Annotated in this window: 12 protein-coding genes; 4 read left to right on the forward strand and 8 right to left on the reverse strand. The window is 45.4% G+C overall.

All coding sequences use genetic code 11. The annotated features are described in order from the left end of the window. Positions 1-27: 27 nt before the first annotated feature. Both ACXAGK_RS13265 and ACXAGK_RS13270 read right to left on the reverse strand, forming a co-directional pair. On the reverse strand, positions 28-2,580 hold the full coding sequence (locus ACXAGK_RS13265) for a glycoside hydrolase family 3 protein (protein WP_474856588.1): 2,553 nt from the start codon (positions 2,578-2,580) through the stop codon (positions 28-30). A 12-nt stretch (positions 2,581-2,592) separates the two neighbouring features. Then, on the reverse strand, positions 2,593-3,855 hold the full coding sequence (locus ACXAGK_RS13270) for a sugar MFS transporter (protein ID WP_474856589.1): 1,263 nt from the start codon (positions 3,853-3,855) through the stop codon (positions 2,593-2,595). A 205-nt stretch (positions 3,856-4,060) separates the two neighbouring features. Here ACXAGK_RS13270 and ACXAGK_RS13275 point away from each other — a divergent pair, with 205 nt between their 5' ends. From ACXAGK_RS13275 to ACXAGK_RS13285, 3 genes are read left to right on the forward strand one after another with little or no spacing between them, the layout of a single operon-like run. Next, positions 4,061-5,419 (forward strand): GH1 family beta-glucosidase, encoded by a 1,359-nt coding sequence (locus ACXAGK_RS13275; RefSeq protein WP_474856590.1) that lies wholly within the window; start codon positions 4,061-4,063, stop codon positions 5,417-5,419. A gap of 20 nt (positions 5,420-5,439) precedes the next feature. Beyond that, a complete protein-coding gene (locus ACXAGK_RS13280; RefSeq protein ID WP_474856591.1) occupies positions 5,440-6,441 on the forward strand; it encodes a LacI family DNA-binding transcriptional regulator in 1,002 nt (333 codons plus the stop codon). 1 nt (position 6,442) lies between these two features. Continuing rightward, positions 6,443-8,017: a sugar porter family MFS transporter gene (locus tag ACXAGK_RS13285; protein WP_474856592.1), complete on the forward strand. Its 1,575-nt coding sequence runs from the start codon at positions 6,443-6,445 to the stop codon at positions 8,015-8,017. Here ACXAGK_RS13285 and ACXAGK_RS13290 read toward each other — a convergent pair. The 6 genes from ACXAGK_RS13290 to ACXAGK_RS13315 all read right to left on the reverse strand — a co-directional run bounded on the left by ACXAGK_RS13290 (position 8,007) and on the right by ACXAGK_RS13315 (position 15,354). Further along, positions 8,007-9,593, reverse strand: a complete 1,587-nt coding sequence (locus ACXAGK_RS13290; protein WP_474856593.1) for an ATP-binding cassette domain-containing protein — start codon at positions 9,591-9,593, stop codon at positions 8,007-8,009. The genes ACXAGK_RS13285 and ACXAGK_RS13290 overlap by 11 nt on opposite strands. Then, the gene (locus ACXAGK_RS13295) at positions 9,586-11,367 is read right to left on the reverse strand and encodes an ABC transporter ATP-binding protein/permease (RefSeq protein ID WP_474856594.1); all 1,782 of its coding nucleotides are present in this window, start codon (positions 11,365-11,367) and stop codon (positions 9,586-9,588) included. Before ACXAGK_RS13295 ends, ACXAGK_RS13290 begins: the two co-directional genes overlap by 8 nt. Before the next feature lie 179 nt (positions 11,368-11,546). Next, on the reverse strand, positions 11,547-11,660 hold the full coding sequence (gene cydX, locus ACXAGK_RS13300; protein WP_012519975.1) for a cytochrome bd-I oxidase subunit CydX: 114 nt from the start codon (positions 11,658-11,660) through the stop codon (positions 11,547-11,549). 10 nt (positions 11,661-11,670) lie between these two features. Further along, positions 11,671-12,807, reverse strand: a complete 1,137-nt coding sequence (gene cydB, locus ACXAGK_RS13305) for a cytochrome d ubiquinol oxidase subunit II (RefSeq protein WP_474856595.1) — start codon at positions 12,805-12,807, stop codon at positions 11,671-11,673. Continuing rightward, positions 12,804-14,384: a cytochrome ubiquinol oxidase subunit I gene (locus tag ACXAGK_RS13310; protein WP_474856596.1), complete on the reverse strand. Its 1,581-nt coding sequence runs from the start codon at positions 14,382-14,384 to the stop codon at positions 12,804-12,806. Before ACXAGK_RS13310 ends, cydB begins: the two co-directional genes overlap by 4 nt. Before the next feature lie 367 nt (positions 14,385-14,751). Next, entirely contained in the window at positions 14,752-15,354 is a 603-nt protein-coding gene (locus tag ACXAGK_RS13315; RefSeq protein ID WP_474856597.1) for a Tll0287-like domain-containing protein, read from the reverse strand. 151 nt (positions 15,355-15,505) lie between these two features. Here ACXAGK_RS13315 and ACXAGK_RS13320 point away from each other — a divergent pair, with 151 nt between their 5' ends. Beyond that, positions 15,506-16,852: a sigma-54 interaction domain-containing protein gene (locus ACXAGK_RS13320; protein ID WP_474856782.1), complete on the forward strand. Its 1,347-nt coding sequence runs from the start codon at positions 15,506-15,508 to the stop codon at positions 16,850-16,852. The last annotated feature ends 4 nt before the right edge of the window (positions 16,853-16,856 follow it).

Consider the following 16,856-nt stretch of genomic DNA (forward strand, 5'->3'; position numbering starts at 1 on the left):
CTTAAGGTCTAGTGATAGAGCTTTAACTTACTCTTGGCAGCTTATACTCGCTGATTCTGCTGCACTTGGTGTGAATTGAATATCTGCCACACTCAAACTTGCCTTACCTGAACTGCCTAGCTCAAACGGTACGACAAGACCGGTGAAGTCTATGCCTTCGTCAACAAAGCACTGCAGGTCAATGCTCACGTTTGTCCATGTATCAGCAGGCATTGCTTTAAGTTGCTCGCTAATGTCAATCTGCGTTGAACAGCTGCCCGCAGCATCCCCCTCGCCCTCACAGTTCATACCTACGGTAACAGGCCCTTTAATGTCTGAGTGACGGCTAACGTTAAAGCTTAACGCCCCCTGTGTGAGTAACTGTGCGCTTAAGTCTTCACGGAAGAAGCTCTTGCTAGCAAAACGCATAGCCGCAAATTCAGAGCCATCAAAGGTAACTTTTCGTGCATCTTCTTGCACTACCTTGTCCACAGTGCGGTAGGTCAGCGCACCAAGGGTGTGAGTGCTTGCGTTCACAGGTAGCGTTTCATCACCTGAATACAGCCATAGTACCCATGGCGACTGCACGGCACCATTAAGGATTTCCATCGGCTTGTTGCTGTCAGTGCTAACTTTTATTTCAGTATTCAACGTATCGCTTAATACGTTTTCATCGCTGAAAGTAAGACCAAAACCATAAGGTAAGAGCGGCTCGTAAGCCTCATCGCCTTTATTCACTATCTGCTGAGGCTCTGATGGCCAAGAGAAAGATAGTTTTCCTTTGAAGTCTTGTTCGCCAAACAGCACATCAGCTACCGCAGCACCTTCAGAGCCAGGTAACCAAGCGGCGACAAAAGCGTCAGATGCATTAAGCTCGGCATTTACCCACATTGGGCGGCCGCTGATAAACACAGATACCACAGGAATACCTTGAGACTTCAGCTTTTGAAGTAGCGCTAAGTCTTTCTTACTGCCGTACTGATAGATAAGCGTTTCTCTATCGCCGTGGCCTTCTGCGTAAGGCTCTTCCCCGAATACCACAATGGCAACATCTGGCTTAGTTTCAAAATCGCCCTCAACGGAAAGTTCGACCTTACCACCAGCACTTTCGACATGCTCTTTGATGCCGTCGTAAATAGAGCTACCGCCAGGGAAGTCGGCATTAGTATTGTTGGTGCCTTGCCACGTAATACTCCAGCCACCAGACTGCTTACCAATGTTGTCGGCGCCATCACCGGCCACTAATATGTTTTTAGTTGCAGAAAGAGGCAGAGTTTTATCTTTGTTTTTCAGCAGTACAAGTGACTCACGTACCGCTTGTGCTGCTACTTCGCGATGCTCAGCTTTGCCAATTAATGAACGGTTACCTGAAAGTGGTCGATTTGCTGGGCTAGGCTTATCGAAAAGACCCGCTCGTACTTTCACGCGAAGAATGCGGCGCACTGCATCATCGATGCGGGTCATAGATATAGTGCCATCTTTTACTTGAGCGAGGGTGTTGTCGTACAGTACCTTCCAATCGTTAGGTACCATGAAAATATCCAGACCCGCGTTGATAGCTTGCGCGCAGTCTTCGTTATTACAACCTTTTACCTGGCCATGGCCGTTCCAATCGCCTACTACGAAGCCGTCAAAACCCATTTGGTCTTTAAGTACATCATTTAATAGGTACTTATGACCGTGAAGTTTTTCGCCGTTCCAGCTGTTGAACGATGCCATAACAGACTGCGCCCCAGCGGTTAATCCGCCAACATAACCTTGGGCATGAATATCGAATAGCTCTTGCTCGCTAGCTACGTTATCACCTTGGTCGTCTCCGCCTACGGTACCGCCATCACCGACAAAGTGTTTTACCGTGCTGATTACACGCTGATCGCTTAAAAAGTCTTTGTCAGCAGCACCTTGTAGACCTTTAACCACAGATGCGGCATATTCTCTTACAATAGCCGGATCTTCAGAGTAGCTTTCATAGGTTCTACCCCAACGGTCGTCACGTACAACAGCAACTGTTGGCGCAAATACCCAATCAATGCCCGTCGCCATCACTTCTTTCGCTGTGATATGAGCAATTTTCTCTACTAGCTCAGGGTTATTTGCCGCACCTAAACCTATGTTATGAGGAAATAAAGTGGCGCCAATAACATTGTTATGACCGTGAACCGCATCGGTACCCCACATCGTTGGGATTGTCGAACCATCTAGGCTGTCGTCAATGGAAGCTTGATATAGCTTTTCGGCAAGTTCCACCCAATCTTCAGGAGTTGCATGCTTGTCGTTATTCGGAAACGCGCCACCACCATTGAGGTAAGAGCCAAACCCATACTTACGCATGTCTTCAACAGTGATATTGCGAATTTCTGGCTGTATCATCTGCGCAATTTTTTGTTCAAGCGTCATGGTAGATAAAATATCATCTACCTTTTTCTCTACCGCAGGGGCTGACTTTACTTCGATATCTAGCTTAGGCCATATCTCACTGGCTTTATTCGTTTTTTCTACGGCACTGTTAACTGAAGAAGCGTCTTCATCGGATGCACAAGCGCTAACTAAGACACTGACCAATGCACCTGCAACAACCTTCGCGATTAGACTTTTTCGCATTATTAATCCTCGTTACTTTTCAGTGGTTTGAAATTTAGATACGCGACTTCCTACAAGGCCAAAATAAGCGATGTAAAGATAGCACGAAGCGGGTAATAGGAATGAAAGCGTGACCCCAATTGAGTCGGCCAGCATACCTTGGAAGAGTGGAACGATAGCTCCCCCCACAATAGCTAGACATAAAATGCCTGAACCTTGCGGTGTGTCCTTACCTAATTGCTGTAGTGCAAGGCTGAAAATGGTAGGGAACATAATTGAGTTAAATAAACCTACGCCTAATATACTCCACAGCGCAAGGTCACCCGTACTTGAAAGCGATAGCAAAATAAGGCCAATTGCTACACAAGCATTAAAGGCCAATACATAACCACCTGAGATTTTTTGCATAACGACAGCGCCGATAAAGCGCCCTACCATAGCTCCGCCCCAGTAATACGCCAGCAGTTTCGCCGCGCCAGCTTCAGTTAGGCCGCCCACCGCAGGGCTAGCTAAGTAGTTAACTAGCATACTACCTATAGCAACTTCAGCACCTACGTACATAAAGATACCCACCGCACCTAATACAAGGTGTTTGTGATGCCATGCGCCGCCTTTAAATACACCTGCATTTGCGCCTGTGTGGTTAAGCTTAGGTAGCTTCAAGTACATGAATACAAGAGCTAGGAGCAGTAGCGATGCCGCCAGTATAAGATAAGGAACCTGTACATCTGACGGGCTTGGCGTGCCCCCACCGTGCTCGCCTGTGGCACCGTAGATAAGATAAGAGCCGAAGAATGGCGCCACTGTGGTACCAAACGCGTTGAATGCCTGGGTCATGGTAAGTCGTGACGATGCCGTTTTAGGGTCTCCTAGTGCTGTCACGAAAGGGTTAGCAGACACTTGAAGTATGGTTATACCTGACGCCAACACAAAGAGCGCCAACAAGAAAACACCATAAATTTGACTAGACGCAGCAGGGAAAAATAGCAAGCAGCCTACACATGCTATACCTAAGCCAAGCACAATGCCTTTTTGGTAACCAATGCGCGACACAACCATTCCCGCGGGGAGCGATACGATGAAATAAGCGCTAAAGAAACAAAATTGAATTAACATTGCTTGCGTAAAGCTAAGGTTAAAAGCTCCTTTTAGATAGGGAATAAGAATGTCATTCAGACAGGTAATAAATCCCCACATGAAAAACAACGTGGTAAGTGAGATTAGCGCAAAACGGTAGCCACCGTTTGCCCCTTGCTCTTGGGCGGATGAAATATTCGGCTGAACTGGTGTGTCCACAAGTAACCTCTGTTGCTATTTTTCTGATTAATGATAAATTTACATTTGAAAGCGCTTACATGCTTATCCAAACTATTTTGTAAGCGCTTACATTGAGTAGATAATTACATGAAGCGTTATCGAATTCAATGTAAATATGATGTTATTTGCTTAGCGATTAGCAAAGCAAATATGACGAAATTGTTATTGCTAGGACATTTCTACGATGAAAGACATTAACCTTCCATCCAATTCTATGATGCTTTCTAAAGACTTCCTGTTTGGTGTAGCTACATCAAGCTTTCAAATAGAAGGCGACAGAAAAGGAAGGTTGGACTGCATTTGGGACACCTTCTGTGAAAAGAGCGGGACAATTTCAGATGCAACTAACGGTGATGTAGCTTGCGATCACGTAGCGCTTTGGAAGGAAGATGTAGCGCTTATCGATGCCTTGGGTGTCGATGCCTATCGACTATCTATTTCTTGGCCCCGCGTTATGAAACAAGACGGCACCGTTAATGAAGTAGGTATGCAATTTTACGTCAACCTAGTTAACGAAGTCGTAAAACGCGGTATGAAAGTGTTCGTTACGCTTTATCACTGGGATTTACCGCAGCACCTTGAAGACAATGGCGGCTGGCTAAACCGCGACACCGCCTACGCATTTGAAAAATACGCAGAGGCCGTTGCAAAGACATTGGGCGAGAAAGTCTATTCTTACGCCACCTTAAACGAGCCATTTTGCTCTGCTTATTTAGGCTATGAAGCCGGTATTCATGCTCCTGGTAAAACAGGGATGGGCAACGGGCGCAAAGCAGCGCACCACCTGTTGCTTGCACATGGGTTAGCTTTGAAAGTACTTAATAGCCATTGCCCGAACAGTCAAAACGGTATTGTGCTTAACTTTAGTAACTGCCATACCACGACGAATTCTAACGAAGATAAGCACGCAGCTAAACTGGCCGACGACTACCATAACCAGTGGTATTTAAAGCCGATAATAGAAGGTAGATACCCCGATATTATCGACATGCTCGATACTGATAGCAAACCAGAAATACTTGAAGGTGATATGGATATCATTTCTCAACCTATCGACTATTTGGGTATCAATTTCTACACCCGCACCCTGTATCAAAGTGATGGAAACGGTTGGTTTGAAATTGTTCCACCAGCAACAAACGAGCTAACCGCAATGGGCTGGGAAATTACCCCTGACGCATTCACCGAATTGCTCGTTGATCTCAATGAGCGCTACGACTTACCGCCCATTTATATTACAGAAAACGGTGCGGCAATGGATGATGTCCTTAATGACGGTGAAGTTATAGATGATACGCGTACCGCTTATTTTCACACTCACTTAAACGCCGTAAATCAAGCGATGGTAAAGGGTGTGGACATTCGCGGGTATTTTGCATGGAGCCTGATGGACAACTTTGAGTGGGCGCTGGGTTATTCCAAGCGTTTTGGCATTGTATATGTTGACTACGAAACCCAAAAACGCACCTTAAAACAAAGTGCTTTAGCCTATTCAAAACTGGTGAAGAGTCGCATAAATGGGTACATTAGCGGTATTAAATAAGGACAATTACTAGAAACCGTATGGCAACAATTTACCAAGTATCAGAAGCAGCTGGGGTATCGCTGGCGACCGTCTCTCGCGTTATGAATGGAAACGCGAAAGTAAGCGAACGCACGCGTAAAAAAGTGGAAGACGCTATGGCATCGCTGGGCTATCAGCCCAACGCTATTGCGCAATCTCTGGCATCAAACCGTACCAATAGTGTAGGTTTACTTGTTTCCGAACTGCATGGCTCATACTTTGGTGACTTGATGAGCACGGTTGAACACGTGCTAAAGAAAAGTGGTAAGCATGTAATCATAACCGCGGGACACGTCGATGAAGAGCGTGAACACGAAGCTATAGAGTTTTTGAAAAGCCGCCGTTGTGACGCGCTTATCTTGCACGCCGAAGCAGTTTCTGACGACTACTTGAAAAAGCTGGTCGACAGTAAAGTCCCGGTGGTAGTGATTAACCGAAAAGTAGACGAACTTGAGCAAAACTGCTTTGTTGTAGACAACGTAAAAGGTGGCTACTTGGCTACGAAAGCGGCCATTGACGCGGGTCATACGAAGATAGCTTACATTAGCGGACCGCTATTTAAAAAAGATGCGAGCGATCGTCTTACTGGTCACAAAAAAGCTCTTGAAGAAGCAGGACTTACATTTGACAGCAACAGTTTGTTCGAAGGCGACTTCCATGAGTCAACAGGCCAGGAAGGGATGCAGCATCTTCAAACGACCTTTCCAGACTTCACCGCCCTTGTGTGCGCAAACGATGAAATGGCCTCTGGCGCAATGACGGCGGCACGAGAAGCTGGATTTGATATTCCAACTCAGCTTTCCATTGTTGGTTTCGATAACGTGCTATTTTCGCGCTATCTCTATCCAAAGCTAACAACTATTAATAACCCTATTCACGCTATGGGAGAAATGGCCGCTTATTGGGTACTTGAACATGTTTATGACATTAAAAGTCCTATCCCAATTGAGCACTTATTTGTTCCTGAAGTCGTCGATAGGGACACACTAGGCAAATTATAAAATGCATAAAGCCCTGACTCCCTCGCTATACTACACGCTCATTGTTTCCCTTGGTGGATTCATATTTGGTTTTGATGCCAGCGTGATAGCCGGAGCCAATGGCTTTATTGACGCCGAGTTCAACCTAAGTGATTGGCAGCAAGGTTTTGTAGTTAGCTCACCCACGTTGGGCGCACTTATTGCCATGCTCTTTGCAGGCGGCATAAGCGATGCTATCGGAAGACGAAAAGCCCTGATCCTTGTGGCTTTCTTGTATTTGCTTTCATCCATAGGCTCTGCCCTCGCCCCTAGTTTCGAACTGCTAGTACTTGCTCGGTTTATTGGCGGCATAGCATTTTGCTCACTCATCATTGCCCCACTGTATATTTCAGAGATTAGCTCACCAGAAAACCGTGGAAAAATGGTATCGGTGAATCAACTCAATATTGTGTTTGGTTTCGCTCTGTCCTATTTCACTAACTACTACTTGCTACAACTTAGCGGCAGTGGAGCAGTTTGGGTTGCCCATTGGGGTTTAGATACGCATTTATGGCGCTACATGCTTGGTCTTGAAATCATTCCAGCGGCGCTGTGGTTCGGCTTACTCTTTACCATTCCTCGCAGCCCCCGTTGGCTCGTATTAAAGGGTCGTCAGCAAGAGGCAGAGCAGGTAATAAACCGCTTATTCGACCACGCACAAGCAAAAGCGTTGGTTGAAGACATTTCGTCATCGTTGAAAGAAAAATCTTGGTCACTAGGTGAGCGCCTAGGCTTTCTAAAAACAAAAGCCATGCGTTTTCCTTTAATGGTAGGAATCATTATTGCCATTGCGCAGCAAATTACCGGCATCAACGTTATCTTTTTCTACGCCCCCACTATTTTTGAACAAAGTGGTGTGGGTACCAACGCCGCCTTTATGCAGGCAGTATGGATTGGTGTAGTGAATGTCGCCTTTACTGTTGTGGCAATGATGACTATTGATAAGTGGGGTAGAAAGCCACTACTCATTGTGGGTTTGACCGGTGTTGTAATCAGCATGGCTATCTGTACCTATGGTTTCAAACAAGCCACTTACCAAGTTCAACAAACTGCCGTTAGCACTATTCAACAAGACGCCCCCATCGCAGCAAGCAAATTAGAACCTCTAACCAACCAAGTCTATTATTCGGACGTGGAGTTTAAACGGGCGCTTAAAACTGTTTTATCAAGTGAAGAGTTTGATACTTACCAACAGCCATTGCTTACCAGCAGTATCACAATGAACGCGCCCTTAGTGCTATTTGGCATTATCGCGTTTGTAGCCTCTTTCGCTATGTCTTTGGGCCCTGTAATGTGGGCGATGTTAGCCGAAATTTTTCCTAATCAAACTCGTGGTTTGGCTATCTCTTTGGTGGGCGTGATTAACTCCTTAACCAGCTTTCTAGTTCAAATTATCTTTCCATGGGAGCTAGCTAACCTAGGCGCGGCCACCACATTTGCTATTTATGGCTGTTTTGCATTAATCAGCCTCATTTTAGTTGCTAAGCTCTTTCCGGAAACTAAGGGTAGAAGCTTAGAAGACATTACAAGAAACTTTGAACATAAGGCTATGAAATAGCGCACTGTGTTTGCAGTGAAGTTTTAATGTCGGCTTCGCCTAGTTGAAGGTGCGTTTTTACGTTTAGCGCGTCGGGTGTTGTGTGGGATGCAACTAAAATCAATGTGGTAGCAGAAAGACTATTTAGTACCTCACTCACCTTTTGTTGTGTGTAAGAATCTAACCCCTCAAAAGGCTCATCTACAGCAAGAACAGGTGGCTTTGCTAGTATTGCGCGAGCTAATGCCAAACGCTTTCGCTCACCACCAGATAAAGACCTTCCAGCTTTTCCTACCCAATTCGTCAAGGGCAGAATCTCTTCCAGGCCAAGTGCAGACAACAATTCACTCATTTCATTTTGAGAAATATCGTTGCCCGCTGGGTCTAGGTTTAAGGATATACTGCCTGATAACACAATAGGTTCCTGCTCTACATAACGCCAGTTTGTTACCATGCCCTCAGGCATGCCTATGCCGTCAATTTCGCGCAGCCCCGTAGCTGGCAGCAAACCAATAATTGACTGCAACAATGAAGACTTACCGCATCCCGACGGCCCAGAAATACAAACAACACCATTCGCAGGTAGTGAAATATTAACCAAACTTGCATGTCGACCTTTAGCAGAAAACTGAATTAAATTAAGTGAGTGTTTTATTTCTCTATCACGATACTGCCTAATTGGCGTGGCTTTAAGTTGCTTAAGAGCATTGACGCTTTGTTTGTACTGCGCAAATTTACTTACACTTAAAAAGCCTGTACTTGCCCAGTCAGGCGCTGCCAATAGAACCATAGGTATGACTATAGCGATAGGCGCGAATACAAGGGCCGACGCCACGGGTGAAACACCCGACATGACTAAAACAACAAATAAAAACGCTAATCCCTGAAACCACCATGCTGTTCGTTGTGCCTTAGCTTTTTGCGCCAGCTGATAGCGCCATACCTGACTAGCACTCGGTATTTTAGTGTTGTCAGGGTTAGGTAAGGCAAGGTCATTTTCAATCATCGATTTGTCCAGATGCCAAATGGCACTGCAGTTGAAAAAATCTGAAGATTGCTGACGAAATAGTTTGTTTGCTTTATTGGCCTCTTTCGCAAGCGTTAGTGCGGTTACGCCTTGCACGGCCACAAAAGCTAGCCAAGCAACAAATAGCGACAGAATATAAAAAGCGCCGGGGAGGTCGAGGTACACCGCAGCAACGCACAAACCTGAGAAGATGAATACAACGCTTGATAGAGGGGCAACCCATGCAATCCATTTGCTCGCAAGCTCTTCAGTATGTTGTGCTAGTGCTTCTGTGGTATAGGCCTTATCAGTAATCTGACTGTTTTCTAGCTGACAAAAAACGCGCAGCCGTGCTTTTGCAATGCGAGCTAGGAGGTCATTGTGTCCAAACCACATACTGGCATAACCTGACGCAATACGAAGAAGCGCCAAAGCGCGAATGACCACAGCAGGTATTACATAGTTAAACCCCACTGGCGCTATTGCACTAATCGCAATAAACCAAGCAGAAATAACAAGAATACTAATCCCCGCTATGCCGTGCAAAAGAGCCAGTAGTAACGTCAGATAAGCGGGTTTTCCATTATTCAAAACCAAAACTCCTTTTCTGATCATTTGAATTTTTATTCACAGCACTGGTTACTACTTTCACTACACTTGTTACATCACAATCGTGGTTGCCGTGTTCTATACCAGTGTCGCTGTGATCATTATTCGCTTCAGTATTTGCTTGGTTGAGTGACGTTTTTTTCTCAACCGACCAAAACTGATTAAACCAATTACTTGGCAATGCTTTGTGAGAGGCCCATATCAAGGTTTTGCTCTCGCCCAAACGCTTAATCAACTGAGCTAGCCTATGGTGTTGCTCATCGGGTAAATGTGCGGTTGGTTCATCGAGAAGCCAGATACTTTCATCACGTAATAACGCTCTTGCCAGTGACAAACGCTGTGCTTCACCGCCTGAAAGTTGAGGGTAGTCTGTCATCACAGTATCAAGCCCATAGGGCAACAGTGTTAGCCAAGCTTCAAGTTCAACGTCTTGCAATGCGGTCATTAAGATGTCATCGGAGTAAGTATCGTTAAGACATAGGTTCTCCCGCACTGAACCTGGCGTGATGACGGGGTGCTGAGTGATCCACACTACTGGCTGTTCGAATTTGTGGGTCGCTGGCCTTTGGCCGCTAAGCGCTTCTAACAATAAGGTTTTCCCCGCTCCAGATTTCCCACTAAGGAGCACCTTATCGCCTTGTGAGATTATCAAGGAGTTAGCTTTTAGTAAGGCAGGTTGTACGTGCCCTTCTTTAAGTGAAGCAGGCTCGCGCAAGTCGAACACGTTGAAGTTAGAAGCATCTAGTAACCGTGACATTTCCTCAGGATTATCAGCGCATTGAGCATAAGATTGTAGTGAAATCGTATCAGGCACGTGTGAGTACAATGGAGCCAGTTCTTCTTGCGCTGCTTCAGCCTGAGCTTTTTGATGATACACCTGCCCCAGTTTTTTCATTTCACTCAGTAACAAGGGTACGGTAAGTAAAATCCATAAGCCTTGCTGCAAGGTTATAGCCGGGCCAATTTCAAGCTCACCTAATAGCGAAAACCCAATAAACACCGCCACTAACGCCACAGCAAGCGTGGCAAAAAAATCGAGCACACTATTAGATAAAAATGCGACACTGACGACTTTCATTGTGCGTGTATTTAACTGTTCGCTTGCTTCTTTTAGCAGGCCGGTTTGTCTTTGATGCGCTTGAAAATTTGCTAGCATCGGCAATGCCGCTAAACGGTCTGTAAATAAGCTTCCCAACCTTTCAAGAGCGACAAAGTGTTTACGATGCAGTGCAGCTGCGCCCTTACCAACAATAATCATGAAAAGCGGCACAACAGGAAGTGTGATTAGTAAACCAAGACCAATAACCGGATTGACATAAAAAATTACTGTTAATGCTAATAAAGGCACTACAACGGCTATTGTTTGCTGAACACGATATTCCAATGCCCAATCTGTAAAAGCTTGTAGATTCTGTAACCATAGCGTTTGCCAGTAATAAACTGAGTGCTGTCGAACTAAGGCATGTTGGCGAGAAACAAACACCTTACTTAACTTCTGCTCCAGCTTGTGTAGCACCGAGTCTTTCGCTTGGCACGACAAGCGATTCGCTACGCCTTGAAGCACCCAGGTTATTCCCAAGCAAATAGATAAGCCCGCTAGATCACTTTGTAAGGCGGGTGTTTTATTCACCACCCAGTCTTGGGCAATATTAGAAAAGTAATAAAAACCAATAATTAAAGAAAAAAGCGACAAACACTTAACCGCTACCTGTGACATAAGAGAACGACGCAAGCCAAGCGAGTGCGCGCTATCCATTTCCTTACACCACTGAGTAAGTGTTTGCCTGTTGGGAACCTTTTCTTTAATCACTGTTCGTATCTATCTTTCTCGTTATTTGATTTCTTTTTCACCCTCTTCGAAGGGGTGGTGGGCTGGCCGCAAAGCCCCCTTTGACGGGTTCACGGCGTGTTCTTGCGGCCAGCCTACTTCCATTTCTACTCTTGATCTTCCGGTCTATCCATATTTTCTGTAGCTTCTAACCACATGGCGTTGATAATGCCGAAAGAGCACGCCAGTAAAACACCTAATATCCAAGCGAAATACCACATAAATATCTCCTTAATAGATAGTGTGAGGTTGGTCGAGGTCATCATTTTTGATGCGACCACGCATCACGTAAAAACTGTAGGCTGTGTAACTTAAGATAATAGGAACAAAGATACAGGCCACAATAAACATAACGTTGAGCGTTAGGTGACTAGACGTTGCGTCCCATACAGTCAGGCTCGCTTCTGGCATGGTGATGCTCGGCATTAGGAACGGGAACATTGAAAAGCCAGCAGTGAGAATTACGCCAGTAATAAACAGTGCACTTGATACAAACGCCATACCCGGGTTGCCTTTCTTAGAGAAGAACGCGCAGGCAAGACCAGCTACTACACCTAATACAGGGGCTACCACCATGAAAGGATATTTGCTGTAATTGCTCATCCAGCCGCCCGCTTCAATAGCTACCTCTTTCTTAAGCGGGTTCGATGTAGCGATAGTGTCTACCGCAGAGGTAATCACAAAGCCATCTAAACCAAAGGCCACCCAAACACCTGCAATAACAAACAAGGCTACGCCTACCAGGCTCAATACCACTGACACGGCGCGAGCTCTAACTTCAATAAAACCATCGGTTTTCATTTGTAACCAGGTTGCACCGTGGTTAAGTAAAATCGCTACTGACAATAAGCCACTTACTAAGGCAAAAGGCGTTAGCAGACCAAAGAACGAACCTGTATAGGTTGATTTAAGGGTACTATCTAGCTCGAAAGGTACGCCTAATAATAAATTACCGAACGCTACACCAAAGATAAGCGCTGGAATAATACCGCCCGCGAACAAGGCCCAGTCCCAAGCTTTGCGCCACTGTGGGTTAGGCAATTTACTGCGATAATCAAACCCAATTGGACGCATCCATAGAGCAATTAGCGTTAACGCTAAAGCAAGGTAAAAGCCGGAAAATGCCGTAGCATAAATCATTGGCCACGCCGCAAAGATTGCACCACCAGCGGTAATGAACCACACCTGATTACCGTCCCAATGTGGTCCAATAGTGTTTATCATTACACGACGTTCTTTGTCATTTTTCCCGATAAGGGTAAGCAAAGCGCCCACCCCTAAGTCAAAGCCGTCAGTTACGGCGAAACCAATGAGCAGCACGCCAACTAGGCCCCACCAGATAACTCTTAATAGTTCGTAATCAATCATGCTTTTGCTCCTTGGTCGTCAAGGTCGATTAAATCAAGCTCACTTTCATGCTGCTTATCCTCAGGTGGGACTGGACCTTTTCTCGCGAATTTCTTCATTAGGTAAAAGCCAATGATGAACATTGCTGTGTAGAAGACGGTATAGGCAACAATAGTGGTTACCACGTCGCTAATCGCCAAGTTAGACACAGAAGTATGCACTGGCAGCACTTCTGCGATAGACCAAGGCTGACGACCATATTCCGCAACGAACCAGCCTGCTTCACACGCCACCCAAGGAAGTGGTAAACCATAAAGAGCGCCTCTTAGTAGCCAGCGAGGCTTGGTGATTTTATGTTTTGTGCTGTAATAAAATGCGCATAAGAACAGGGCAAGCATAATAAAGCCTGCAGCAACCATGATACGGAAGCTCCAAAATAGCGGCGCTACCGGAGGAATACTGTAGTCAACGGCTTGCTGAATGGCAGTTTCTGAAGGGTTAGAAACATTATCGGTATAAGGTTCTAACAACATGGCGTACCCAAGACTGTCTTTGTTCGCTTCAAAAGCAGCGCGCTGCTCTGCTGTAGCGGTGCCGTTTCTTACTTCATCAAGCACTTCGTATGCTTTGATGCCGTTTAAGATACGCTCTCGGTTTTCTTCTTTTAAATCTTTTATACCTTTTACTTCTTCAGTTAATGAACGTGTAGCAATAATGCCCATTGCCCATGGAATCTGAAGTGCGTACTCGGTTTCTTCTTTTTCATCGTTCGGTATACCGAAAACGGTGAATGGTGCAGGTGCTGGGTGGGTTTCGTACTCAGCTTCTACGGCAGCCAACTTCACTTTTTGTACGTCACCAAGCTCGTAGCCACTTTCATCACCCAGCACAATAACTGATAATGTGGCCGCTAAACCAAAGCTTGCAGCTATAGCGAATGAACGACGCGCAAAAGCGATGTGTTTATGATTAAGCAGGTAATAGCTTGAAATGGCTAATACGAACATAGCGCCAGTCACGTAACCTGCAGATACCGTGTGAACGAACTTAACTTGTGCAACCGGGTTGAAAACAACCTCAGCGAAGCTGGTCATTTCCATACGCATGGCTTCAAAGTTAAATTCAGCGCCTACTGGATACTGCATCCAACCATTAGCGATTAAGATCCATAATGCTGAGAAGTTTGAGCCAATGGCGACCAGCCAGGTTGCCATAAGGTGTTTAACCTTAGACATTTTGTCCCAGCCAAAGAAGAACAAACCTACGAATGTAGATTCTAAGAAGAACGCCATCAGTCCTTCAATAGCCAGTGGTGCTCCAAAAATATCGCCCACATAGTGAGAATAGTATGACCAGTTCATGCCGAACTGGAACTCCATGGTTAAGCCTGTGGCTACCCCAATGGCAAAGTTAATTCCAAACAGCTTTCCCCAAAACTGGGTCATTTGCTTGTATATCTCTTTACCTGTCATTACGTAAACGGATTCCATAATGGCAAGTAAAAAGCTAAGCCCTAACGTTAAGGGTACAAAAATAAAGTGGAACATCGCAGTTAATGCAAATTGCCACCGCGATAGTTCTATTAACGTATCGCTCATGGGTTATCTCCCTTGTCTCTTTTGCGCGATAAGCGCTTGACCTTAAATAAATTTATTGGTTATTCAGTGGTTATCACGTGAACATTCATCACAGCTAGAGCATGGTTTGTGCCATACATCACTTTTCTCGTTAATCTGTACTAACAACTGATAAATGACAGTCTATTCGTACTGTGCAGGACAATTATTCCATGGCGAAAAGTTGCGCACTTTGATCCATCGCAAGGATTCAATACGATCACCGAGCCAATTTTGTCACTTTTAATGACAAAATTGGCACACGTAAAAAGAGGAGAGGGGCGTCGTAGCCTTGTTTAATAGGTTGAGAAGAGAGCTTTTGCTTCAGCTAATACAAAATTAACTTAAATTACTGCGGCAAATAGGTCAGCGTGAACGCGCCGCGCAATTCACCAAGCTCAAACCCAGTGGCCTCATCGTTAGGGTAATGTTTTAAAATGGTGTCCTTTACTGAAGGTGCAACTTGGGCGCCGTGGCACGCCATGCAAACTTGACCTTGTTGAATAGCCATCATGTACCGGAACTCGCCACTATCGCTGTCATACTTGTAGGTATCCATAGGCATAGACGGCTGTTTACCCTCTAGCTTAGCCTTTTCCAATAGAGAGGTGAAAAGGGCTAGCTGCTCGCGCTCCCACTCGTCTGGCGCGTTATTCGGGTTTCTCACTTTTAGCGCAGTACGCCCTACTTCCCACCCATTTTGGCTAAGCCCCTCGGCGATAGGCTCGGCGGCCAACTGACACTCTTCTACACCCGCTTCTAAACCACCAGACTGAATTGCCTGTTTTAGCCTAGATTTAAGCGCTCCACCAAGTGCTTTAGCGTGAACTCTTGCCTGCTTCACTTTTGTTTGTACTTCGCTGTCAGCTAGCTCGTTGGTTTGTGCATTAGCGAAAGGGCAACCGGCGCTTACGGCTACCCCCAACGCAATTAAAAAGGTGCGTTTTTTCATTGTGTAACTCTCCTATTGACGGACGTATTTGCACTCAGGCATTGTGATTCAACTAAAACAATCAACAAGCTCTATGCCAATATGTTAAGTTGGCAAGATAAAAGTAGCATTAACTAATACGCTGACAATGAACATATCAATTGTACAAGCAATGATAGATGCAATAGACAAACCCGCTATTTTCATCAATCAAAACTATATTATTGAGGCGGTCAATGCGCCTTACAGAGACACGTACCCCGTTAATATTAAGTTAGGCTATAGCACCTGCTATCAAGTATCTCATCGCAACAACAAACCCTGTGACCAATGCGGCGAGCAGTGCCCTATGCAAGAAAGTAAAAAGTCGGGCCGAGCAGCTAGTGTGGTGCATATCCATACCACCAGCGAGGGCCAACGCTACTGTGACATTCTGATGCGACCTATCTTCGACGGTCACGGGGATTTAATAGGTTATCTGGAAATTCTAGATAAGCTTGCCTTTGCGTCTAACCGCCCCTCTGCTGGAAAAATGATTGGCGAGTCAGAAGCATTCAAAACGATGCTGAATAAAATTAACCGCGCTGCAAACTCAGATATATCTGTTTTACTGTTTGGTGAAACCGGAACCGGGAAAGAACTGGTGTCTCAGGCTCTACACTCAAGTAGCCATCGGGCTGAAAAACCTTTTGTTGTAATTGAATGCACTGGGTTGTCTGATGCGTTGCTTGAAAGCGAGTTATTCGGCTATGAAAAAGGTGCGTTCACCGGCGCGACCACCAATAAAAAAGGACTGGTAGAGGCTGCAGAGGGTGGCACTCTATTTTTCGACGAAGTAGGCGATATTCCCCTCGCCATGCAGGTTAAACTACTCCGGCTTTTTGAAACCCAGACCTATCGCCCTGTGGGAAGCGTAGTTTCGAAGAAGGCCAACTTCCGTTTGGTGTGTGCATCACATAAAAATTTAAAGCAAATGGTAGAAAAGGGGGAATTCAGGCGTGACCTTTACTATCGAATTGCTGGCTTTCCTATCAATCTTCCGTCCTTACGAGAAAGAAAGTCAGATATTGCGCTAATTGCAACGCACTTTTTGGCCCAGTCCCACGAAAAAAAGCGTTTCCATAAAAAAGCCCTCGAAAAATTAAGCAGCTACGCCTTTCCGGGCAATATTCGCGAGTTACGTAACATCGTGGAGCAAGCCATATTACTTGCCGATGAGACCGTAATATACGAGTCAGACTTACCTGACCTTGACGATGACTTTACAGGCGAAGACCTAAGCCCAGTGGCAAATAGTAATGTTAGATACGTTCGAAAAGTGGATGTTAAGGGGCTGGCAAAGCCTGCGAATGAAATTATGACCCTAGAAGAAGCCGAGCACGCTTATCTTGCTGAGGTTTATGATTCTTTCAAAGGCGATATAAACCAGCTTGCGGACCAGTTGGGCGTGAGCACACGTACCCTTTATCGAAAATTAAATAAAGCCGGTATCAAAGCTGGTATTAACGAACACAATTAATCAG

This window comes from Alteromonas sp. ABM1_013, assembly GCF_056160505.1.

Excerpts from the sequence above, each read along its gene's own strand:
- ACXAGK_RS13265 (WP_474856588.1), bottom strand. The coding sequence starts at position 2,580 with ATGCGAAAAAGTCTAATCGCGAAGGTTGTTGCAGGTGCATTGGTCAGT.
- ACXAGK_RS13275 (WP_474856590.1), top strand. The coding sequence starts at position 4,061 with ATGAAAGACATTAACCTTCCATCCAATTCTATGATGCTTTCTAAAGAC.
- ACXAGK_RS13280 (WP_474856591.1), top strand. The coding sequence starts at position 5,440 with ATGGCAACAATTTACCAAGTATCAGAAGCAGCTGGGGTATCGCTGGCG.
- ACXAGK_RS13285 (WP_474856592.1), top strand. The coding sequence starts at position 6,443 with ATGCATAAAGCCCTGACTCCCTCGCTATACTACACGCTCATTGTTTCC.
- ACXAGK_RS13295 (WP_474856594.1), bottom strand. The coding sequence starts at position 11,367 with ATGGATAGCGCGCACTCGCTTGGCTTGCGTCGTTCTCTTATGTCACAG.
- cydX (WP_012519975.1), bottom strand. The coding sequence starts at position 11,660 with ATGTGGTATTTCGCTTGGATATTAGGTGTTTTACTGGCGTGCTCTTTC.
- cydB (WP_474856595.1), bottom strand. The coding sequence starts at position 12,807 with ATGATTGATTACGAACTATTAAGAGTTATCTGGTGGGGCCTAGTTGGC.
- ACXAGK_RS13310 (WP_474856596.1), bottom strand. The coding sequence starts at position 14,384 with ATGAGCGATACGTTAATAGAACTATCGCGGTGGCAATTTGCATTAACT.
- ACXAGK_RS13315 (WP_474856597.1), bottom strand. The coding sequence starts at position 15,354 with ATGAAAAAACGCACCTTTTTAATTGCGTTGGGGGTAGCCGTAAGCGCC.
- ACXAGK_RS13320 (WP_474856782.1), top strand. The coding sequence starts at position 15,506 with ATGATAGATGCAATAGACAAACCCGCTATTTTCATCAATCAAAACTAT.